The following is a 21,858-nucleotide window of genomic DNA, read 5'->3' as shown; positions in this document are numbered from 1 at the left end:
GGAACGGATCAGTACAACCGGTCCGATCAACGCAGCCCGTCCGGCGTTTGCGGACGAGACCCTCCCGGGCGGGGACGGTGCGGATGCCAGGAGTGCGGTAGATCACGGCAATTCGGGACGTAAGTCCGTCGGAACGGGCCAAAAGACCCCGGATGATGGAGGACATGGTTGACCTTCCCGCCATAGCGGCGCTGCGCAGGGCGACGGCCGCGGGCCGCCGCCTCGCGCGGCGCTGGGTGGGCTGTCCGCGCTCCCTCGACGTGCTCACCGCGCTCAGCTGCCTCGGCCTGATGGCCCTGGACATCCCCGGGCTCGCCGCCGGTGACAACTCGCTGCGCGGACACCTTCAGGTCGCCTCGGTCCTCGCCGCCGCCTCCGCGACGCTGCTGTTGCGCCGCCGGGCGCCCTGGGTGGCGTACGGCGTGGGTCTGGTGCTGCTCTGGTGGCTGCACGAGCTGACCCTGGTGCAGTTCGCGCTCTACGCCCTCGGGCGCTATCGCGGACGGCGGGCCGGAATCCTCGCCGCGGTCGGCTATCTGGCGGTGGCCTGCGCGCTGTTCAGCCTGCCGGGCTGGCCGGTGCGGCAAGCGGACACCCTGCCCGAGTTCCTCGGCCTCGTGGTGCCGATCGGGGCGCTCGCGGCCGGGGTCGGCATCGCCGCCAATCGGCAGGACCTGGTGCGCGCCCTGGAGAACCAGCGCGCAAGGACCGCGGTGCTCCAGGCCGTGCAGAGCGAGCGGAACCGGGTCGCGGGCGATGTGCACGACTTCGTGGGGCGGGAGTTGACGCTGCTCACCGTGCGTTCGGAGGTGCTGGCGCGGCGGGCGCGGGGCGAGAGCTGGCAGCGGGACTTCGAGGAGCTGTCCGAGACCGCGCGCCGGGCGCACCGGGTACTCAACGAGATCATCGTGCGGCGCGGCGCCGACGGTGCGCCGACACCGGGCCTCGACGGGCTCCAGCTGCTAGCCGAGGAGAGCGACCGGGCCGGGAGCCCGGTGAAGCTGGAGGTCGACGACGCGGCGTACCGCCTCTCGCCGCTGCGGCAGGCGGCGGTCCACCGGGTCGTCCAGGAGTGCCTGACCAACGCGGCGAAGCACGCGCCGGGGGAGGCCGTGGGGGTACGGATCACCGTCGGCGCCGGACGCGCGCGCATCGAGGTCCGCAACGCGCTGCCGGAGGCGGTCCCGCCGCACGCGCCGGTGTCCGCGGGGACGGGGACGGCGGGGATGGCGGAGCGGGTGAGCAGTGTGGGCGGGACGTTCACGGCGGGCCGCACGGTGGATGCGTACGAGGTCGTGGCCGAGCTGCCGATGGGCACCACAAGCCCGTCCGGCAGCTGAGGACGGGCGCGGCTCACGCCGCCGACATCAACCGCTGCAACCCGTCGAAGTCCTCCACGCACTTCCCGCACCCCAAGGCCACCGAGTCCAGCGGGTGCTCCGCCACCGACACCGGAATGCCGGTCTCCGAGGCCATCCGCAGGTCGAGCCCGGGCAGCAGCGCGCCGCCGCCCGTGATCACGATGCCGTGTTCCATCACGTCGCCGGAGAGTTCGGGCGGGCAGTCCTCCAGGGTGGCCTTCACCGCCGTGATGACCGCCTCGATCGGCTCGTCCAGGGCCGCCCGTACCTCGCGGGCCGTGAGGTCGATGGTCTTCGGCAGGCCGCCGACCTTCTCCCGGCCCCGTACCGTGAACGACCGCATCTCGAAGGCGCCCGCCCGTCGCCCACCACCGCCCTTGCCGGAGGGGCTTCGCCCCGCCCCTTCAGTTTCCGGCACCGGCCAGGCCGAGCCGATCGCGACCTTGATGTCCTCGGCGGTGCGCTCGCCGATGAGCAGCCCGTGCTCCTTGCGTACGTAGTCGGTGATCGCGGCGTCCAGACGGTCGCCGCCGACCCGGAGCGACTGCGCCGTGACGATGCCGCCGAGCGAGATCACCGCCACCTCGGCGGTGCCGCCGCCGATGTCCACGACCATCGAACCGCGCGGCTCGGAGACCGGCAGGCCCGCCCCGATCGCCGCCGCCATCGGCTCCTCGATCAGGTGCACCGCCCGTGCCCCGGAGCGCTGCGCCGCGTGCACGATCGCGCGCCGCTCCACGGGGGTCACGCCGGAGGGCACGCAGACGACCATGCGGGTGCGCGGACGGCGGCCCGGCACCGCCTTGCGGACGAAGTGCCGGATCATCTCCTCGGCGGCCACGTAGTCGCTGATCACGCCGTCCTTCAGGGGGCGGATCGCGGTGATCGACCCCGGGGTGCGGCCGATGGTCTCCTTGGCGTCCGCGCCGACGGCGAGGGCGCCGCGGGTGCCCTCGCGGACCGCCACGACGGACGGCTCGTTGAGCACGATGCCCTGGCCGCGGGCGTAGAGCAGGGTGTTGGCCGTGCCGAGGTCGATACCTATGTCCATGATCGCCAAGTTTGCCGGGTGATTCCGCGCGAGGGCAGTGCGTTGGTCCCGAACCGGGCGGGCCGAAGGTCCCGTCCCGTCGGTGTCACACCCCCTCCGTAGACTTGGCGGTGTGAGTGACCTCCCCGCGCACGGCAACCCGAGCGACGACCCAGAACCCGGCCCCATCGAGGGCCCCCTCGGCCCCTTCGGCCACGGCGCCGACAACGGTCCCGACGGTGTCGAAGGCCCCGACGGCGACGGCGGCGACGACGCCTTCGCCGACATCGTCGAGGCCGAGACCGACCGCGACCCCGACCTCGCCGTGATCGAGGCCGGCAGCCGCACCCTGCGCACCCAGGCAGGCCCGCCGCAGGCCGACGTCCCGACCCGCCCCGAGGACCCCGAGCTCGACGAGGCGCTGCGCGTGGTGGAGGCCGAGCTCGCCACCCGCTGGGGCGAGACCAAGCTGGAGCCGTCCGTCACCCGGATCAATGCCCTGATGGACGTGCTCGGCGAGCCCCAGCGCGCCTACCCCTCGATCCACCTGACCGGCACCAACGGCAAGACGTCCACGGCCCGCATGATCGAGTCGCTGCTCAGCACCTTCGAGCTGCGCACCGGGCGGTACACCTCGCCGCACGTCCAGCTCGTCACCGAGCGGATCAGCCTGGACGGCGCCCCGATCTCCGCCGAGCGCTTCGTAGAGACGTACAACGACATCAAGCCGTACGTCGAGCTGGTCGACGCACAGCAGGACTACCGCCTCTCCTTCTTCGAGGTCCTGACCGGCATGGCGTACGCCGCCTTCGCCGACGCCCCGGTGGACGTGGCCGTGGTCGAGGTCGGCATGGGCGGCAGCTGGGACGCGACAAACGTGATCGACGCGGACGTCGCCGTGGTCACCCCGATCGACCTGGACCACACCGACCGGCTCGGCGAGACGCCCGGCGAGATCGCCGCCGAGAAGTCCGGGATCATCAAGCAGGACGCCACGGTGATCCTGGCGCAGCAGCCGGTGGACGCCGCCCAGGTGCTGCTCAAGAAGGCCGTCGAGGTCAATGCCACGGTGGCCCGCGAGGGCCTGGAGTTCGGCGTCGTCTCGCGCCAGGTCGCCGTCGGCGGGCAGCTGCTGACGCTGCGCGGCCTCGGCGGCACCGAGTACACCGACATCTTCCTGCCGCTGCACGGCGCGCACCAGGCGGCCAACGCCGCGGTGGCGCTCGCCGCGGTCGAGGCGTTCTTCGGCGTCGGCGCCCAGCGCACCGAGTCGCTCGACGCCGAGGTGATCCGCTCCGCGTTCGCTTCGGTGGCCACGCCGGGCCGCCTGGAGGTCGTCCGCACCTCGCCGACCGTCGTCCTGGACGCCGCGCACAACCCGGCGGGCGCCCGCGCCACCGCCGCCGCGGTCAGCGAGGTCTTCGACTTCAGCCGTCTGATCGGCGTGGTCGGCGTGAGCGAGGGCAAGGAGGCGCGGGGGCTGCTCGAGGCCTTCGAGCCGCTCCTCGCCGAGGTCGTCATCACGCAGAACTCCAGCCACCGCGCGATGGACGCGGACGCCCTGGCCGCCCTCGCCGTCGAGGTCTTCGGGGACGAGGAGCGGATCCAGGTCGAGCCGCGCCTGGACGACGCCCTGGAGGCGGCGATCACCCTCGCCGAGGAAGAGGACGAGTACGCGGGCGGCGGCGTCCTCGTCACCGGTTCCGTCATCACGGTCGGCGAGGCCCGGCTGCTCCTGGGGAAGGGCTGACTCTTCGTATGCGCACGCTCTGCTCGTCCACGCTGATCGGCGAGTTCTTCGTGATCGGCTTCGCCGGTCTGGTCGCGATGAAGGACCCGAATCTGTCGATGGGCACGGTCTGGACGATCTGCGGCATCGCCATGGCCGTGTCCGTGCTGCTCTGCGGGATGGTCACCCGGCCCGGCGGGGTGCAGCTCGGCTGGGTTCTCCAGGCCGGCCTGATCGCCTCCGGTTTCGTGCTGCCGACGATGTTCTTCCTGGGCGTCGGCTTCGCGGCCCTGTGGTGGTGCTCGGTGCATTTCGGCCGGAAGGTGGACGAGGCGAAGGCGCGGTTCGCCGCACAGGCTGAGGGGGCAGCGGAGGCGGCGGGGGCTGCGGGGGCCGACCCGGCGTGAGCCGGAGTTGCCCGAGTACTCCCCGCGGCTTGACGCTGAGTAACGTCCGCCGCTCAGGGACCTGTAGCCTCTGACCACCCGCTATCTGCAATTGCCAGAAGGAGCCGACCCGTGAGCCAGCGCACTCTCGTCCTGCTCAAGCCCGATGCCGTACGCCGTGGTCTGATCGGCGAGATCATCGGCCGGATCGAGCGCAAGGCGAACTGGACCATCACCGCGCTCGAACTGCGCACCCTGAGCCAGGACGTCCTGGAGCAGCACTACGGCGAGCACAAGGGCAAGCCGTTCTACGAGCCGCTGGTCGAGTTCATGGCCTCGGGCCCGGTCGTCGCCATGGTCGTCGAGGGGGAGCGGGTCATCGAGGGCCTGCGCGCACTCGCCGGTCCGACCGACCCGATCGCCGCGGCGCCGGGCTCGATCCGCGGGGACTACGGCACCATCGTGCGGGAGAACCTGATCCACGCCTCGGACTCGGAGGAGTCCGCCGAGCGCGAGCTGAAGATCTTCTTCCCCCAAGGCCTCTGAGCAGGCACGCGGGCCCGGGCGGCGGATTGCCCGAATTGCTGACGTACCGTCAATAAATCCAGGCCTGTGACCTGGGGCGGCCGCCAATTGAGCGGCCGCCCTTCCGCATATGCAGGCCGATTGGGGGAACGCTTCCTTCAGTCGGCACGTCCCCATTAGCGGGACGGTGATTCCTCTGCTGACAATGGCGGAGACCCTCGCGCCCAGTCCGTGCGGGCGACATTACGATGTAACCCTGCACGCCAGCGCGCACCCCACGCCGACCTGACCAGCCATCAAACGCTTCACTTGGGAAGGCCTGACGCTCCTGATGGGAACCAACATGTCGTTCATCGGCCGTGACATGGCTGTCGACCTCGGGACTGCCAACACGCTGGTGTACGTCAGGGGCCGCGGCATCGTACTCAACGAGCCATCCGTCGTCGCCATCAACACCAACACCGGCGGCATTCTTGCGGTCGGCGCTGAGGCGAAGAAGATGATCGGCCGCACCCCTGGCAACATCGTCGCGGTCCGCCCGCTGAAAGACGGCGTTATCGCCGACTTCGAAATCACCGAGCGGATGCTCCGCTACTTCATCCTCAAAATCCACAAGCGACGCTATCTCGCCCGCCCCCGCGTAGTCGTCTGCGTCCCCTCCGGCATCACCGGCGTGGAGCGACGCGCAGTCATCGAGGCGTCGACCCAGGCCGGCGCCCGCCAGGTGCACATCATCGAGGAGCCCATGGCCGCCGCCATCGGCTCCGGTCTCCCGGTCCACGAGGCCACGGGGAACATGGTGGTGGACATCGGCGGCGGCACCACCGAGGTCGCCGTCATCTCTCTCGGCGGAATCGTCACAGCACAGTCCATCCGCGTCGCCGGCGACGAGCTGGACAACGCGATCATCCAGCACATCAAGAAGGAGTACTCGCTCCTCCTCGGCGAGCGCACCGCCGAGCAGATCAAGATCACCATCGGTTCGGCATACGACATGGAGGACGAGGAACACACCGAGATCCGCGGCCGCGACCTGGTCAGCGGGCTCCCCAAGACCGTGGTCGTCTCCACCGCCGAGGTCCGCAAGGCCATGGAGGAGCCGGTCAACTCGATCGTGGACGCGGTCAAGACCACTCTCGACAAGTGCCCGCCGGAGCTCTCCGGCGATGTCATGGACCGAGGCATCGTGCTCACCGGCGGCGGCGCCCTGCTCCGCGGCCTGGACGAGCGGCTGCGCCGCGAGACCGGCATGCCGATCCACATCGCGGAGGACCCGCTGGACTCCGTGGCGCTCGGTTCCGGCAAGTGCGTGGAGGAGTTCGAGGCGCTCCAGCAGGTGCTCGACGCCTCGCCCCGCAGGTAAGCGGGGGCCACACAAAAAACGTCCGCCGTACGAGCTTTCTCTTCGTACGGCGGATCGTTGATATAGCGGATCGGTAGCGGCGATCCGCTACGCAAGCCACAACCCATTCCGACGAGGAAGGCACGGCCGCCGCACGTGAGGGACACACGAGAGAGCCGGCTGCTCCTGGTACTGCTGGTCGCCATCGCGTTCGCGCTGATCACGGTGGACATCCGCGGTGGCGAGGAGTCACCGGTCGACGGTGCCCGACAGGCCGCAGCGACGGTGTTCGGACCCGTGGAGAACGGCGTATCCGCGGCGGTCGAGCCGTTCGGCAACGCCATCGCCGCGGTCCGCGACTCCGGCGAGCGGCACAGCAGAATCAGCGAACTCGAGCGTGAGAACGCCGCGTTGAAGGCCAGGCTCGGCAGCGACGACCGCAACCGAAGTCGGGTCCGGCAGCTCGACCAGATGCTGAAGAAGGCCGGCGCCGGACAGTACGCCATCAAGGGTGCCGAGGTCATCGCCATAGGAGCCGCCCAAGGCTTCAGCTGGACGGTCACCATCGACGCCGGCGCCAACGACGGCCTCACGCGCGACATGACCGTGCTCAACGCGGACGGCCTCGTCGGCCGCGTCACCACCGTCGGCCCGAGCACCGCCACCGTACTGCTCGCCATCGACCCGGACTTCGCCGTCGGCACCCGCCTGGAGAAGACCGACGAGCTCGGCTTCGCCAACGGCCGCGGCGGCGGCGACCTCTCCGTCAAGATGCTCAACGGCAAGGCCAAGATCAAGAAGGGCGACCGCATGGTCACCTTCGGCTCGCATGCCGACCGGCCGTTCGTGCCCGGCGTCCCGCTCGGCGAGGTGACCCGCATCGACCCGGCCAATAACGACCTGACCCGGACCGTGCACCTCAAGCCGTACGTCGGCTTCACCAAGCTCGACGTCGTCGGCGTCGTCGTCCAGGCCCCGCGCACCGACCCGCGCGACAAGGTGCTGCCCCCGCCGCCGAAGCCCAAGCCGACACCCACGGTCACCGTGACCGTCACCCCGCCCGCCGAGGGCGAGGCACCACCGCCCGCAGAAGGCGAGGCCGACGCCGACGGGCAGGCCCCGCCGACCGACGGCGAACAGCCACCCGCAGGCGACCCGGACAACCAAGGCGCCCAGGACGACCAGGAGTAAGAGCCCATGCGTGTCAACCGGATGCTCCTCTCCACCACGCTGGTGGCCGTCGCCCTCGTCCTCCAGGTCAGTGTGCTCGCCAAGCTCCGCCTGCCCGGCGCCGTGCCCGACCTGATGCTGCTCACCGTCCTCGCACTCGCCCTCGTCTACGGCCACGTCGGCGGCGCCCTCGTCGGCTTCGGCGCCGGACTCCTAGCCGACCTCGCGCCACCGGCCGACCACGCCCTCGGGCGCTACGCCCTCGTGCTCTGCGTCATCGGCTATCTCGCCGGACTGACCAAGCCCGAGTCCGGCCAGGTCCGCTCCGCCACCGGGCCGATGGTCGTGGTCGTCGGCGGCGCCCTCGGCTCCACGCTCCTCTACGCCGCGGTGGGCTTCCTCGTCGGGGACACCGGGGCCCGCGGTGTGGGCCTGGGCGGCCTGCTGTTCACGGCCACGCTGTACGACCTGCTGCTCGCGCCGTTCGTCGTGCCCGGGATCATGGCGCTCGCCCGGCGGGCCGAGAACGACCCGCTCGCCGAGACCGGCGGCAGCGGCAGATCGAGCGAGGCCTCCACCGGCTGGCTCTCCACCGGCACCGGACTCCGCACCGGCCTGCGCATCGGCAGCCAGCGACGCGGGCCGGGCCGCGTCGGGCCCGGTCGCGGCGGCCTGCGGATGAAGCAGACCAAGACGCGCATGGCACGCACCGGACGCATCAAGGGGGTCAAAAAGCTGTGACCAATATTCCGGAGACCGGACGCACCCCGCGGGTCCAGATCCGGCTCGTCGTCATCCAGGTGCTCGTCTTCTCCCTCTTCGCCACTCTCGGCGGACGCCTCTGGTTCCTCCAGGTCCGCAACGGCAGCGAGTACGCCAACAAGGCCAGCGGCAACCACGTACAGCGCGTCGTCCACCCAGCCGTGCGCGGCTCCCTGCTCGACGCGCGCGGCGTCCCGCTCGCCGACAACGAGACCCGCCTCGTCGTCTCCGCCTCCCGTACCCAGCTGATGAAGATGAAGGACGACGGCGACGCCGTCCTCACCCGCCTCGCGGAAGTCCTCGGCAAGACCCCCAAGGAGGTCGCCGACAAGGTCCGCCTCTGCGACAGCGAGACCCCACAGCCCTGCTGGAACGGCTCCCCGTACCAGCCCATCCCGATCACCGACGAGGCAACGCCCAAGCAGGCCCTGCAGATCCGCGAGCGCGCCGAGGACTTCCCCGGCATCACCGCCGAGCCCACCGCCGTCCGTCGCTACCCCGCCCCCGGCAAGGCCCGGACCTCCCAGGTGCTCGGCTACCTCTCGCCGGTCACGGACGAGGAGATCGAGAAGGCCAAGGACGGCCCGTCCCCGTACCTCCGCTCCGACATGGTCGGCCGCTCCGGCCTCGAGCGGACGTACGACAAGGAGCTGCGCGGCAAGGCGGGCGTGACCGAGTACGAGGTCGACAAGCTCGGCCGCGTCATGGGCGAGACGGAGAGCGACCCGGCCCGGCCCGGGGCCAACGTGGTCACGAGCATCGACGCCCGCGTCCAGGCCGTCGCCGAGTACGAGCTCAACTGGGCGATGAAGGAAGCCCGCAAGGAGCACGACCGGAACACCAACCGGAACTACAAGGCCGACGCGGGCGCGGTCATCGTCATGGAGAACAAGACCGGCCGCGTCATCTCCATGGCCTCCGAGCCGAACTACGACCCCAACGCCTGGGTCGGCGGCATCGACGCCAAGGAGTACAAGAAGCTCACCGGCAAGGGCTCCAACTACCCGCTGCTCAACCGCGCCATCCAGGGCCAGGCCGCCCCCGGCTCGATCTTCAAGGTCATCCCGACCACCGCCGCGGTCAACGCCGGATACGACTTCAACGGCAGCTACCCGTGCCCGAGTTCGTACTCGATCGGCGGGCAGGTCTTCAAGAACTTCGAGTCCCAGTCCCACGGCGCCATCTCCCTCGGCAAGGCCCTGGAGGTGTCCTGCGACACCGTCTTCTACAGGCTGTCCCACGACCAGTGGAGGAAGGACGGCGGCCTTACGCCGAAGAAGGATGCCAAGGACTGGTTCTACAAGACCGCCCACCAGTTCGGCCTCGGCAAGGAGACCGGCATCGACCTGCCCAACGAGGTCAGGGGCCGGGTCCCGGACCGCCAGTGGAAGAAGGACTACTGGGACGCCAACCACAAGGTCTGGTGCAAGAAGGGCAAGAAGGGCGGCGACTACGTCGAGAAGATCATGTATGAGAACTGCCTCGAGGGCATGAAGATGCGCGCCGGTGACTCGGTCAACTACTCCATCGGCCAGGGCGACACCCTCGTCACGCCGATCCAGATGGCCACCATCTACGCGGCCATCGCCAACGGCGGCACCCTCAACGACCCCACCGTCGGCAAGGCCATCATCAGCGCCGACGGCAAGCACATCGAGGAGATCGAGCCCAAGTCGCACGGCAAGCTGCCGTTCAAGGACAAAAAGACCCGCAACATGGTGGACAAGGCGCTCGCCAAAGTCGCGACCGACGGCACCGCCGCCTGGCGGTTCGGCGGCTGGCCGCAGAAGAAGATCCCGATGCACGCCAAGACCGGTACCGCCGAGGTCTACGGCAAGCAGACCACCTCGTGGTTCGCGTCGTACACCAAGGACTACACGATCATCATGACCATCTCCCAGGGCGGTACCGGATCCGGCGCCTCCGGCCCCGCGGTCCGCAATATCTACGAGGCCATGTACGGGGTCGACGAAAAGGGCAAGCAGCACCTGAAGAAGGCCCTGTTGCCAGAGCCGGAGAAGGGCCTGCCCAAGATCGACGGGGACGGCTCCATCAACGCCCCCGAGATCAAGCCCTACGTACCGCCCAAGAAGGAGTCGCCCGCCCCACAGGAGCTGGCGGCCGCCATCACCGAGCCCGGAAGGCGGGACTGACCGATGGCAGGCGGATTCTCCGTCTCCGGGTACGGGCCCGAACGCAGCGCCTGGTCCAGGCTGTTCGCCCGCGACTCGGTGACCCGCAGGCTCGACTGGCCGCTGCTCCTGAGCGCCCTCGCGCTCTCCCTGATCGGCTCGGCCCTGGTCTGGTCGGCCACGCGCAACCGCACCGAGCTCGTCGGTGAGGACCCGTACGCGTACCTGATCAAGCACGTCCTGAACATCGGCATCGGGCTCGCCCTGATGATCGCCACTATCTGGCTCGGCCACCGCAACCTGCGCACCGCCGTGCCCGTGCTCTACGGCGTCTCGGTCTTCCTGATCCTGCTCGTGCTCACCCCGCTCGGGGCGACCATCAACGGCGCGCACGCCTGGATCAACGTCGGCGGGCTTTCCCTCCAGCCCTCCGAGTTCGTCAAGGTCACCATCATCCTCGGCATGGCGATCCTGCTCGCCGCCCGCGTCGACGCCGGTGACCGGGACCACCCCGACCACCGCACCGTCGTGCAGGCCCTCGGCCTCGCCGCCGTACCGATGCTGATCGTCATGCTGATGCCGGACCTCGGCTCGGTCATGGTGATGGCGGTGATAGTGCTCGGCGTGCTGCTCGCCTCCGGCGCCTCCAACCGCTGGGTCTTCGGGCTCCTCGGCACGGGCGCCGGTGGCGCGATCGCGGTCTGGCAGCTCGGGCTCCTCGACGACTACCAGATCGCCCGCTTCGCGGCCTTCGCCAACCCGGCCCTCGACCCGGCGGGCGTCGGCTACAACACCAACCAGGCGCGTATCGCCATCGGCTCCGGCGGCCTGACCGGCGCCGGGCTCGGCCAGGGCTCGCAGACCACCGGGATGTTCGTGCCCGAGCAGCAGACCGACTTCATCTTCACCGTCGCGGGCGAGGAACTCGGCTTCCTCGGCGCCGGGTTGATCCTGCTGCTCCTCGGTGTGGTGCTCTGGCGCGCCTGCCGGATCGCGCGCGAGACGACCGAGCTGTACGGCACGATCGTCGCCGCCGGGATCATCGCCTGGTTCGCCTTCCAGACCTTCGAGAACGTCGGCATGACCCTCGGCATCATGCCGGTCGCCGGTCTGCCACTGCCGTTCGTGTCGTACGGCGGTACGTCGATGTTCGCGGTCTGGATAGCAGTAGGACTACTGCAGTCGATCCAAGCGCAGCGGCCGCTGTCGGCGTAACCAACGATCTTCGGGCAGCCCCCGGCGTGCGCCCGCGCGCGCCGGGGGCTGCCCATAGCCAGACATCGTGACTAAATTCGATTTATGGCGGAGACGAAGCGCGAGATCGAGCGGAAGTACGAAGGTACTCCTGGGGACGCAGTCACGGGCCTGCCCGACCTGACCAAGGCCCCCGGGGTCGCGGACGTCGTCGACAAGGGACTCGTCGACCTCGACGCCACCTACTACGACACCCCCGACCTGACCCTCGCCGCCGGCGGCCGCACCCTGCGCCGCCGCACCGGCGGGGACGACGCGGGCTGGCACCTCAAGCTGCCGGTCGCCGAGGGCGTACGGGACGAGGTGCACGCCCCGCTCTCCGCCGCCGTACCGCGCGCGCTCGCCGGGCTCGTGCGCTCGCGGGTGCGCGACGCCGAGCTCGTGCCCGTCGTCCGGCTGCGCTCCGCCCGCGAACTGCGGCACCTCGTCGACGCGGACGGGACGCTGCTCGCCGAGGTGGCCGTGGACGCCGTACGCGCGGACCGGCTGGCCGGGGACGGTGCCGGGGCCACCGCCGAGTGGACCGAGGTCGAGGTCGAGCTGGCGAACGGTGCGGACCCGGACCTGCTCGACAAGGTCGAGAAGCGGCTGCTGCGGAAGAAGGGCCTCCGCCCGGCGGGCACGGCCTCCAAGCTGGCCCGGGCCCTCGCCGAGACCGGCGCCGAGCCGCCCCGGCCGCCGAAGCCGACGAAACCGGTCACCGCCGGGGACCACGTCCTCGCCTACCTGCGGGCCCAGCGCGACGCGATCGTCGAGCTCGACCCCGCCGTCCGCCGCGACCTGCCCGACTCCGTGCACCAGATGCGGGTCGCGACCCGCCGGATGCGCAGCGCCTTCCGCTCGTACCGCCGCGTCCTCGACCGCGCCGTCACCGACCCCATCGGTGACGAACTCAAGTGGCTCGCCGGGGAGTTGGGCATCGACCGGGACCGCGAGGTGCTGACCGAACGCCTCCAGAACGCCGTCGCCGAGCTCCCCCGCACGCTGATCCACGGGCCGGTACGGGGCCGCCTGCGCACCTGGTCGGCGGCGCGCCGCCAGGGCTCGCGGCGCCATCTGATCGGCGTCCTCGACGGCCACCGCTACCTGGTGCTCCTCGACACCCTCGACGCGCTGCTCGCCGACCCGCCGCTGCGCCCGGCCGCCGAGCGCCCGGCCGCCAAGGTGATCACCAAGGCCGTACTGCGCGACTACGACCGCGTCACCGGCCACGTCCAGGACGCCCTCAAGGCGCCTCCCGGCACCGAGGAGCGCGACCTCGCCATGCATGAGGCCCGCAAGAAGGCCAAGCGCACCCGGTACGCCGCGGAGGCCGCGCAGCCCGCACTCGGCAAGCCCGCCAAGCGCCTGGTGCGCTACATGAAGGACCTCCAGAACCTGCTCGGCGAGCACCAGGACAGCGTGGTCGCCCGCACCGCCCTGCGCGACCTGGCGGCCCAGGCACACACGGCGGGCGAGTCGGCGTTCACGTACGGCCTGCTGTACGGCCGTGAGGAACAGCGCGCCGCGGACTGCGAGCGGGAACTGCCGGGGCTGAGCCCGCAGGAGCATCCCGAGTACGCGGCTGACCTGCGCGGAGGCGGGTAGTTGCGGGGGACGGGTTAGTCTTGAGGGTCACCCTGCCAGCCCTGTCAGCCCCTGCCGAGCGTCATGAGAGACACCACCATGCCTGTCGAGTCGGTCTTCCCGCGCCTGGAAGCGCTTCTCCCGCACGTACAGAAGCCGATCCAGTACGTGGGCGGCGAGCTGAACTCCACCGTCAAGCCGTGGGACGAGTGCGACGTCCGCTGGGCGCTGATGTACCCGGACGCGTACGAGGTCGGTCTGCCGAACCAGGGCGTCATGATCCTCTACGAGGTGCTCAACGAGCGTGAGGGCGTCCTCGCCGAGCGCACCTACAGCGTGTGGCCGGACCTCGAGGCGCTGATGCGCGAGCACGACGTGCCGCAGTTCACCGTCGACTCGCATCGCCCCGTGCGCGCCTTCGACGTCTTCGGTCTCTCCTTCTCCACCGAGCTCGGCTACACCAACATGCTCGCGGCCCTGGAGCTCGCGGGCATCCCGCTGGACGCCAAGGACCGGACCGAGGACCACCCGATCGTCCTCGCGGGCGGCCACGCGGCCTTCAACCCCGAGCCGATCGCCGACTTCATCGACTGCGCCGTGATCGGTGACGGTGAGCAAGCCGTCCTGGAGATCACCGAGATCATCCGCGCGTGGAAGGCCGAGGGCCGCCCGGGCGGTCGCGAGGAGCTGCTCTTCCGTCTGGCGAAGACCGGCGGCGTGTACGTCCCCGGCTTCTACGACGTCGAGTACCTGCCGGACGGCCGCATCGGCCGCGTCGTACCGAACAAGTCGGGCGTTCCGTGGCGCGTCTCCAAGCACACGGTCATGGACCTCGACGAGTGGCCGTACCCCAAGCAGCCGCTCGTCCCGCTCGCGGAGACCGTGCACGAGCGCATGTCCGTGGAGATCTTCCGCGGCTGCACGCGCGGCTGCCGCTTCTGCCAGGCCGGCATGATCACCCGCCCGGTGCGCGAGCGCTCCATCACGGGCATCGGCGAGATGGTCGACAAGGGGTTGAAGAACACGGGCTTCGAGGAAGTCGGCCTCCTCTCCCTCTCCTCCGCCGACCACTCCGAGATCGGCGACATCGCGAAGGGCCTGGCCGACCGCTACGAGGACGACAAGATCGGCCTGTCGCTCCCGTCGACCCGCGTGGACGCCTTCAACGTCGACCTCGCGAACGAACTGACCCGCAACGGCCGCCGCTCGGGCCTGACCTTCGCCCCCGAGGGCGGCAGCGAGCGGATGCGCAAGGTCATCAACAAGATGGTCTCGGAAGAGGACCTGATCCGGACGGTCGCGACGGCGTACGGCAACGGCTGGCGCCAGGTGAAGCTGTACTTCATGTGCGGCCTGCCGACGGAGACCGACGACGACGTCCTCCAGATCGCCGACATGGCAACGTCCGTGATCCAGAAGGGCCGTGAGGTCTCCGGCAAGAACGACATCCGCTGCACCGTGTCGATCGGCGGTTTCGTGCCGAAGCCGCACACGCCCTTCCAGTGGGCCCCGCAGCTGTCGTCCGAGGAGACCGACGCGCGCCTGGAGAAGCTGCGCGACAAGATCCGCGGCGACAAGAAGTACGGCCGCTCCATCGGCTTCCGGTACCACGACGGCAAGCCCGGCATCGTCGAGGGCCTGCTCTCCCGAGGCGACCGCCGCGTGGGCGCCGTGATCCGCGCCGTCTACGAGGACGGCGGCCGCTTCGACGGCTGGCGCGAGCACTTCTCGTACGACCGCTGGATGCAGTGCGCCGAGAAGACGCTCCCGTCGTACGGCGTGGACGTCGACTGGTACACGACCCGCGAGCGCACCTACGAAGAGGTCCTGCCCTGGGACCACCTGGACTCGGGCCTCGACAAGGACTGGCTCTGGGAGGACTGGCAGGACGCCCTCGACGAGACGGAGGTCGAGGACTGCCGCTGGACCCCGTGCTTCGACTGCGGCGTGTGCCCGCAGCTCGACCTGGACATCCAGATCGGGCCGACCGGCAAGAAGCTGCTGCCGCTCAGCGTGGTCAACGCGGGTGGCGGCGGGAACGGCTGCTGACCGCGGGCGGGACGGTTTCGGGGCGGCCGCACGCGCTATGCGCTAGGACTGCGGCGGCCGCTCTTCTCCCTGGTCCCGGTCCGCTCCCAGCTGCCCCTTGAGCTTGTCCTGGGCGGTGTCGACCTGGCTGCTGTACTTGCCCCGGGTCTTCTCGTCGAGCATGTCGCCGCCCTGGTCGATGCCTTTTCCGGCCTGCGCTTCATGGCCCTTCAGCATGCTCTTGAGCTTGTCCATCATGGACATCGTGGACCTCCCTGGCGAGATATCCGGACCACTACAGGATCGCCGTCCACCGCGCACACTGCATCCGCTGGGAGCCCGGGGCGCTTCCGCCCCGGCGGGAACCGGGGGAGCGCCGGACACGTACTCTTGGTAGCAGGACGCAGCTGACACAGCTACGACTCACGCATTGCCGAAGATCACGAAGGACTGAACGACACTGGGCAAGCGACAGCCCGAAGGCCCGCCGCCCGCACCCGCGGTGCAGCGCATCCGACTGCGCTACACCAAGCGCGGCCGCCTCCGGTTCACCAGCCACCGCGACTTCCAGCGCGCCTTCGAGCGCGCCCTGCGTCGCGCCGAGGTCCCCATGGCCTACTCGGCGGGCTTCACCCCGCACCCCAAGGTGTCGTACGCCAATGCCGCACCCACCGGCACGGGCAGCGAAGCCGAGTACCTGGAGATCGCCCTCGTCGAACAGCGCGACCCGGAACGGCTCGGGGACCTGCTCGACGCGTCACTGCCCACGGGCCTTGACATCACCGACGCCGTCGAGGCCCGCACCTCCGGGCTCGCCGACCGGCTCCAGGCCTCCGTGTGGGAGCTCCGGCTCGACGGTGTGACGGTCGAGGAGGCCGAGAAGGCCGCCAACGCCTTCCTCGCGGCCGAGTCGGTGGAGGTGCAGCGGCGCACCAAGAACGGCATGCGCAGCTTCGACGCCCGCGCCGCCGTGGCCTCGCTCGAGGCCCTTCGTCCACATGCTGATAGGCCGGTGGACGGGCCCTGTGCGATACTGCGGCTGGTTGTTCGGCACGTGACGCCTGCCGTTCGACCCGACGACGTCCTGTCCGGTCTCCGAGCTGTGGCCGACCTGGCGCCGCCGGTCCCCGCAGCGGTGACCAGGCTGGCGCAGGGGCTTTTCGATGACGAGACCGGCACGGTGACCGACCCGCTCGCGCCCGACCGCGAGGCAGTCACGGCCGCCCCGGCCGATCGCTCAGGGGCCGCCGGACCGACCGCCGCGGCAGCGCAGGTGCAGGAAGGCTCCGCGTAAGGACGGTCGTCGCGCGCAGCCCTGGTACTCGGGAGCCACCTGGGTCGGGCAGCGCACCAACCAGGACTTTCGCCAGGCCGTACGTACATCGCGTACCGGAACCGGCGAGACAGACACAGAGAGCTCCCGTGCGGCGCCCGCGCCCCGGACGGCGGCCCCGCCCAGCATGCGGTGGCCGCGGACGTCACCCGGACCAGGCGCGGCGCCCGGGAGCCCGACGGGAGAACCGCCCGCATGCTCGAGCCGAACGAACCCGGTGTGACCGGGGAACCTGAGAGTCACCGCAACAACGCCCCTGGCGACAAGCTGCCGCCGCGCCGTCGGCGCCGCGCCGCTTCGCGCCCCGCGGGGCCGCCGTCCGCGACGGCCGCCGCTGCCCTGGACCCCGCCGATCCGGCGGATCCGATCGACCCCGTGGACCCTGTGGCGTCCGCGAACCCTGTGGCGTCCGTGGACCCCGTGGAGTCGGGTGACGCCGTGGAGTCCGGTGACGCCGTCGTCGTGGACGAGGCCGAGGAAGCCGCCACGACCGGGACCACTGAGGCAGCCTCCGTCGAAGAGGCCGCAGAGAAGCCCGCTCCGCGCACCCGGCGCCGGGCGACGCGCCGTGCCTCCGCGCCCGCCGGGTCGCCGAAGCAGGCCGGTACGGAGACGGAGACCGCCGAGGTGACCACCGAGAGCACGGAGCCCGCCGAGGCGGCCGCTGCCACCGAGATCCCCGCGATCACCGAGACCGCCGCGCCGGCCGAGGCCGAGAAGCCCGCCGCCGCTGCCGAGGAAGCACCGCGCCGTACCCGCCGCCGCGCCACGCGCAAGGCCACCGCCCCCGCGGGCGCCCCGCAGCCGTCCGCGGAGGAGACCGCTCCGGCTGCTCCGGCCGCTCCTGCCGCACCGCTCGAGGCTGTCGCAGAGGCCCCCGCCGAGGCCCCGGCCCCGGCTGCCGCGCCCGCCGAGGAGGCCGCCCCCAAGCGGACCCGGCGCCGTGCCACCCGTAAGACCAGCGCCCCCGAGGCCGTCGCGGCCGAGCAGAGTGTCGAGGAGACCGCCCCGGCCGCTGCCGCCGCCCCGGTCGAGGCCGAGCCCGTCACGGAGGCGCCCGCCGAGGAGCCCGCGCCCGCGAAGCGTGGCCGTCGCCGGACCACGCGGAAGTCCGCGCTCTTCACCGAGCCGCAGGACGCGCCCGCCGCGCAGGAGGAGCCCGAGGAGGAGCGGCGTCCGCGGCGCCCCGCCGTGGCCGTCTTCCAGGCCCCGGTCTTCACGGAGCCGATGTTCCAGACGCCGGAGACCGCCGCTGCCGCCGCCGCGGCCGAGGCCGACAGCGCCGACCGTTCCGGTGGTGCCGTTGACGAGGCCGCCGAGGCGGAGCCGACCACCGGTCCGCGCCGTCGCCGCCGTCGTAAGGCCGAGCAGCCGGAGCAGGCCGAGCAGGCCGCCGCGCCCGCCGCCGTAGAGGAGCCCGAGGAGCCCGCCGAGGCCGAGCCCGAGCCCGAGTCCGCGGAGGCCGAGGCCGCCGGTGAGGAGGCCGACGAGCAGGGCGGCCGCCAGGGCCGTCGCCGCCGCCGTGGAGGCCGTCGCCGCCGCCGCGGCGAGGCCGCCGAGCACGACGAGGCCGAGGAGCAGACCGCCGAAGAGGCCGCGCAGGAAGCGTCGGCCGAAGAGGGAGCTGCCGAGCAGGCCGAGGACGAAGGCGCCGAAGCCGAGGCCGAGCGCGACGAGCAGCGCGGCGAGGGCGGCTCGAGCAGCAGCCGTCGCCGCCGTAGGCGCCGTCGCCGCGCGGGTGACACCTCCCCCGACACCGCGCCGGGCGAGGGCGACCCGGAGCGTACGGTCGTCAAGGTCCGCGAGCCGCGGGCGAAGAAGGAGTCCGAGCCGTCGGACTTCCAGGACGCGGTGCAGTCCATCAAGGGCTCGACCCGTCTGGAGGCCAAGAAGCAGCGCCGCCGCGAGGGGCGCGAGCAGGGCCGCCGCCGGGTGCCGATCATCACCGAGGCCGAGTTCCTGGCCCGCCGCGAGGCGGTCAACCGGGAGATGATCGTCCGGCAGAACGGCGACCGCACCCAGATCGGCGTGCTCGAGGACAACATCCTCGTCGAGCACTACGTCAACAAGGAGCAGTCGACCTCGTACGTCGGCAACGTCTACCTGGGCAAGGTGCAGAACGTACTGCCGTCGATGGAGGCCGCCTTCATCGACATCGGCAAGGGCCGCAACGCGGTGCTCTATGCCGGTGAGGTCAACTTCGAGGCGCTCGGCATGGCCAACGGGCCGCGCCGGATCGAGTCCGCCCTGAAGTCCGGGCAGTCCGTCCTCGTACAGGTCACCAAGGACCCGATCGGACACAAGGGCGCCCGTCTGACCAGCCAGGTGTCGCTGCCGGGCCGCTACCTCGTGTACGTGCCCGAGGGCTCCATGACCGGCATCAGCCGCAAGCTGCCCGACACCGAGCGGTCCCGCCTCAAGACCATCCTCAAGAAGATCGTCCCCGAGGACGCGGGCGTCATCGTGCGCACCGCCGCCGAGGGCGCCAGCGAGGACGAGCTGCGGCGCGACGTCGAGCGCCTCCAGACGCAGTGGGAAGAGATCCAGAAGAAGTCGAAGCAGGCGTCGACGAGCTCGCCGAGCCTGCTCTACGGCGAGCCGGACATGACGGTCCGCGTCGTCCGGGACATCTTCAACGAGGACTTCGCCAAGGTCGTCGTCAGCGGTGACGAGGCGTGGGAGACCATCCACGGATACGTCTCGCACGTCGCGCCCGACCTGGTCGACCGGCTCCAGAAGTGGACGTCCGAGGTCGACGTCTTCGCGACGTACCGCATCGACGAGCAGCTGATGAAGGCCCTGGACCGCAAGGTCTGGCTGCCCAGCGGCGGCTCGCTGGTCATCGACAAGACCGAGGCGATGGTCGTGATCGATGTCAACACCGGCAAGTTCACCGGCCAGGGCGGCAACCTCGAGGAGACCGTGACGAGGAACAACCTCGAAGCGGCCGAGGAGATCGTGCGCCAGCTGCGCCTGCGTGACCTGGGCGGCATCGTCGTCGTCGACTTCATCGACATGGTCCTGGAGTCCAACCGGGACCTGGTGATGCGGCGCCTGCTCGAATGCCTGGGCCGGGACCGTACGAAGCACCAGGTCGCCGAGGTCACCTCGCTCGGCCTCGTCCAGATGACCCGGAAGCGGGTCGGGCAGGGGCTGCTCGAGTCCTTCTCCGAGACCTGTGTGCACTGCAACGGGCGTGGCCTGATCGTGCACATGGAGCAGCCGACCGCGGTCGGTGGCGGTGGCAAGCGGAAGAAGCGCGGCCGCGGTGCCCAGGCCGAGCAGGTGCCCGAGGCACCGGCCAAGCCGGAGCAGCCCGCCGCGAAGGAGCCCGCTGCCGCCGAGACCGAGGCGGAGGTCGCGGCCGCGGCCGCGGCGCCGGTGAAGCTGGCCGAGCCCGAGTTCCGGCCGGACGAGGAGCTGTACGGCAGCGCCGCCGAGGCGGAGGCCGCGGCGGCCGGTGCGCGCGGCCGGTCGCGTCGCCGGGCCACCCGGAAGGCGACGGCGCCCTCGGGTGCCCCGAAGCCGCAGCCGGAGGCGGCCGCTCCTGCCGCTCCCGTGGCGGCGGCCGAGGCCACCGAGGCCCCGGCCAAGGCCGAGCCGGTCGTCGAGGCTCCCGCCGCCCCGGCGGAGCCCGTGGCCCCGGCGGCCGAGGAGGCTCCCAAGCCCCGTACCCGCCGCCGTGCGACGCGCAAGGCGACGGCGCCTGCCGGATCGCCGAAGCCCGCCGAGGCCGAGGCCGAGGTCGCACCCGCGCGTGCGCCGGAACCGGTCGAGGCCCCTGCCGCACAGCCGGAGCCGGTCGCCGAGCCCGTAGCCGCCGAGCCCGTGGCCGCGGAGGCCGCGGTCGCCGAGCCCGCGGCACCCGCCCGGCCCCGGCGCCGCGTGGTGCGCAAGGCCGCGGCGCCCACGGCGTCCGAGGAGGCGGCCGTCGTGGTCGTCCCCGCGGAGGCCCCGGCCCCCGCTGAAGCCCCTGCGGCACAAGCCCCGGAGGCCGAAGCGGCTCCGGCCAAGAAGGCGGCAGCCCGTAAGTCGGCGAAGAAGGCCACGGCCAAGAAGGCCGCCACGAAGAAGACGGCGGCCAAGAAGACCACGGCCGAGAAGACCGACGCCGAGAAGACCGTGGCCAAGAAGACGACCGCCAAGAAGGCCGCCACCACCAAGACGGCGGCCAAGAAGACGGCGGCGAAGAAGACCGCCACCAAGGCGGCCACGAAGAAGAGCACCACCAGCAAGACGAAGACGGCGGCGGCCGAGCAGCAGGCGCTGCCCTCCGTCTCCGCCTCGGCGGGCGGCAGCTGAGCGCTTCCGTCCAACGGGCAGCCGGTGCCTCCGTGTCCACACGGCGGCACCGGCCCCGGGGCCGGTTTGACCCGTTCGGCCGCAGCCCCGTAATCTTGACCGTCGGCGTCTGTACGCCCACCTCTGAGCACCTACCTGCCGGACCTTGCGAAAGGCCCGGGAGAGGCCGCTCGTCCACCGAAGGATCATCGACCCCGGGGCGCTGTCCATGGGGCCGTGTGAGCGGCTGGCATCAGAGGTCCGATATCGAGCGAAAGAGAGATCCGCGTGTACGCCATCGTGCGCAGCGGTGGTCGCCAGCACAAGGTTGCTGTCGGCGACATCGTTGAGGTTGACAAGATTTCCACCGCCAAGGTTGGCGACACGGTAGAGCTCTCTACCCTGCTCGTTGTCGACGGCGACTCCGTGACCAGCGACCCGTGGGTCCTGGCCGGCATCAAGGTCCAGGCCGAGGTCGTGGACCATCACAAGGGCGCGAAGATCGACATCCTGCGCTACAAGAACAAGACCGGTTACCGCCGTCGCCAGGGCCACCGCCAGCAGTACACGGCGATCAAGGTCACCGGTATCCCCGCGGTCGCGAAGTAAGGGACTGAAGAGAGATGGCACACAAGAAGGGCGCATCGTCCACTCGGAACGGTCGCGACTCCAACGCTCAGCGGCTCGGCGTGAAGCGCTTCGGCGGTCAGGTCGTCAGCGCCGGTGAGATCCTCGTCCGCCAGCGTGGCACCCACTTCCACCCGGGCACGGGCGTCGGCCGCGGCGGCGACGACACCCTGTTCGCGCTGGAGGCCGGTGCGGTGCAGTTCGGCACCTTCCGCGGCCGCAAGGTCGTCAACATCGCTCCGGTCGCCGAGTAATCACGGCACCGCAGAGCGAGTTCTGACGGCTCGCGCGTTCCAGCGAACTTCCGAGGGCGGACCTCGTTTCCGGTACGG

At 71.1% G+C, this 21,858-nt stretch carries 17 protein-coding genes; 15 read left to right on the top strand and 2 right to left on the bottom strand.

Annotated features, from left to right (window positions below; translation table 11 throughout):
* Positions 1-164: 164 nt before the first annotated feature.
* On the top strand, positions 165-1,340 hold the full coding sequence (locus ACWD10_RS15640; protein ID WP_451091048.1) for a sensor histidine kinase: 1,176 nt from the start codon (positions 165-167) through the stop codon (positions 1,338-1,340).
* A gap of 13 nt (positions 1,341-1,353) precedes the next feature.
* On the opposite strand, the gene ACWD10_RS15635 is transcribed toward ACWD10_RS15640, so the two are convergent.
* Entirely contained in the window at positions 1,354-2,412 is a 1,059-nt protein-coding gene (locus ACWD10_RS15635; RefSeq protein ID WP_451091046.1) for a rod shape-determining protein, read from the bottom strand.
* Positions 2,413-2,677: 265 nt separating this feature from the next.
* On the opposite strand from ACWD10_RS15635, the gene folC reads away from it, so the two are divergent.
* From folC to ACWD10_RS15585, 10 genes are all read left to right on the top strand, one after another.
* Positions 2,678-4,141 carry a bifunctional tetrahydrofolate synthase/dihydrofolate synthase gene (folC, locus tag ACWD10_RS15630; protein WP_451091090.1) on the top strand — a complete coding sequence of 488 codons (1,464 nt, stop codon included), beginning with the start codon at positions 2,678-2,680 and terminating at the stop codon, positions 4,139-4,141.
* Positions 4,142-4,149: 8 nt separating this feature from the next.
* On the top strand, positions 4,150-4,527 hold the full coding sequence (locus ACWD10_RS15625) for a DUF4233 domain-containing protein (RefSeq protein ID WP_451091044.1): 378 nt from the start codon (positions 4,150-4,152) through the stop codon (positions 4,525-4,527).
* Between the two features lie 111 nt (positions 4,528-4,638).
* On the top strand, positions 4,639-5,052 hold the full coding sequence (gene ndk, locus ACWD10_RS15620; protein ID WP_451091042.1) for a nucleoside-diphosphate kinase: 414 nt from the start codon (positions 4,639-4,641) through the stop codon (positions 5,050-5,052).
* Between the two features lie 322 nt (positions 5,053-5,374).
* A complete protein-coding gene (locus tag ACWD10_RS15615) occupies positions 5,375-6,394 on the top strand; it encodes a rod shape-determining protein (protein ID WP_451091088.1) in 1,020 nt (339 codons plus the stop codon).
* Positions 6,395-6,529: 135 nt separating this feature from the next.
* A complete protein-coding gene (gene mreC / locus ACWD10_RS15610; RefSeq protein WP_451091040.1) occupies positions 6,530-7,564 on the top strand; it encodes a rod shape-determining protein MreC in 1,035 nt (344 codons plus the stop codon).
* A 6-nt stretch (positions 7,565-7,570) separates the two neighbouring features.
* Positions 7,571-8,284 (top strand): rod shape-determining protein MreD, encoded by a 714-nt coding sequence (gene mreD, locus ACWD10_RS15605; protein ID WP_451091038.1) that lies wholly within the window; start codon positions 7,571-7,573, stop codon positions 8,282-8,284.
* Positions 8,281-10,458: a penicillin-binding protein 2 gene (mrdA, locus tag ACWD10_RS15600; protein WP_451091036.1), complete on the top strand. Its 2,178-nt coding sequence runs from the start codon at positions 8,281-8,283 to the stop codon at positions 10,456-10,458. Before mreD ends, mrdA begins: the two co-directional genes overlap by 4 nt.
* 3 nt (positions 10,459-10,461) lie before the next feature.
* Positions 10,462-11,652 carry a rod shape-determining protein RodA gene (gene rodA / locus ACWD10_RS15595; RefSeq protein WP_451091034.1) on the top strand — a complete coding sequence of 397 codons (1,191 nt, stop codon included), beginning with the start codon at positions 10,462-10,464 and terminating at the stop codon, positions 11,650-11,652.
* Between the two features lie 84 nt (positions 11,653-11,736).
* On the top strand, positions 11,737-13,278 hold the full coding sequence (locus tag ACWD10_RS15590) for a CYTH and CHAD domain-containing protein (protein WP_451091032.1): 1,542 nt from the start codon (positions 11,737-11,739) through the stop codon (positions 13,276-13,278).
* A gap of 78 nt (positions 13,279-13,356) precedes the next feature.
* The gene (locus ACWD10_RS15585) at positions 13,357-15,306 is read left to right on the top strand and encodes a TIGR03960 family B12-binding radical SAM protein (protein WP_451091030.1); all 1,950 of its coding nucleotides are present in this window, start codon (positions 13,357-13,359) and stop codon (positions 15,304-15,306) included.
* A gap of 42 nt (positions 15,307-15,348) precedes the next feature.
* On the opposite strand, the gene ACWD10_RS15580 is transcribed toward ACWD10_RS15585, so the two are convergent.
* Positions 15,349-15,549, bottom strand: coding sequence for an antitoxin (locus tag ACWD10_RS15580; protein WP_451091028.1), 201 nt, complete (start codon positions 15,547-15,549; stop codon positions 15,349-15,351).
* Between the two features lie 238 nt (positions 15,550-15,787).
* On the opposite strand from ACWD10_RS15580, the gene ACWD10_RS15575 reads away from it, so the two are divergent.
* The 4 genes from ACWD10_RS15575 (at position 15,788) to rpmA (ending at position 21,780) form a co-directional block, all read left to right on the top strand.
* Positions 15,788-16,579 carry a TIGR03936 family radical SAM-associated protein gene (locus ACWD10_RS15575; RefSeq protein WP_451091026.1) on the top strand — a complete coding sequence of 264 codons (792 nt, stop codon included), beginning with the start codon at positions 15,788-15,790 and terminating at the stop codon, positions 16,577-16,579.
* A 234-nt stretch (positions 16,580-16,813) separates the two neighbouring features.
* Positions 16,814-20,920: an Rne/Rng family ribonuclease gene (locus tag ACWD10_RS15570; protein WP_451091024.1), complete on the top strand. Its 4,107-nt coding sequence runs from the start codon at positions 16,814-16,816 to the stop codon at positions 20,918-20,920.
* A 267-nt stretch (positions 20,921-21,187) separates the two neighbouring features.
* Complete coding sequence (gene rplU, locus ACWD10_RS15565; RefSeq protein WP_451091022.1) at positions 21,188-21,508, top strand: 50S ribosomal protein L21; 321 nt, start codon at positions 21,188-21,190, stop codon at positions 21,506-21,508.
* Positions 21,509-21,522: 14 nt separating this feature from the next.
* On the top strand, positions 21,523-21,780 hold the full coding sequence (gene rpmA, locus ACWD10_RS15560; protein WP_451091020.1) for a 50S ribosomal protein L27: 258 nt from the start codon (positions 21,523-21,525) through the stop codon (positions 21,778-21,780).
* The last annotated feature ends 78 nt before the right edge of the window (positions 21,781-21,858 follow it).

Source organism: Streptomyces sp. NPDC002851, from assembly GCF_053591935.1.
The sequence above is the reverse complement of the archived record's forward strand: the minus strand, read 5'-3'. Positions and strand labels throughout refer to the sequence as shown.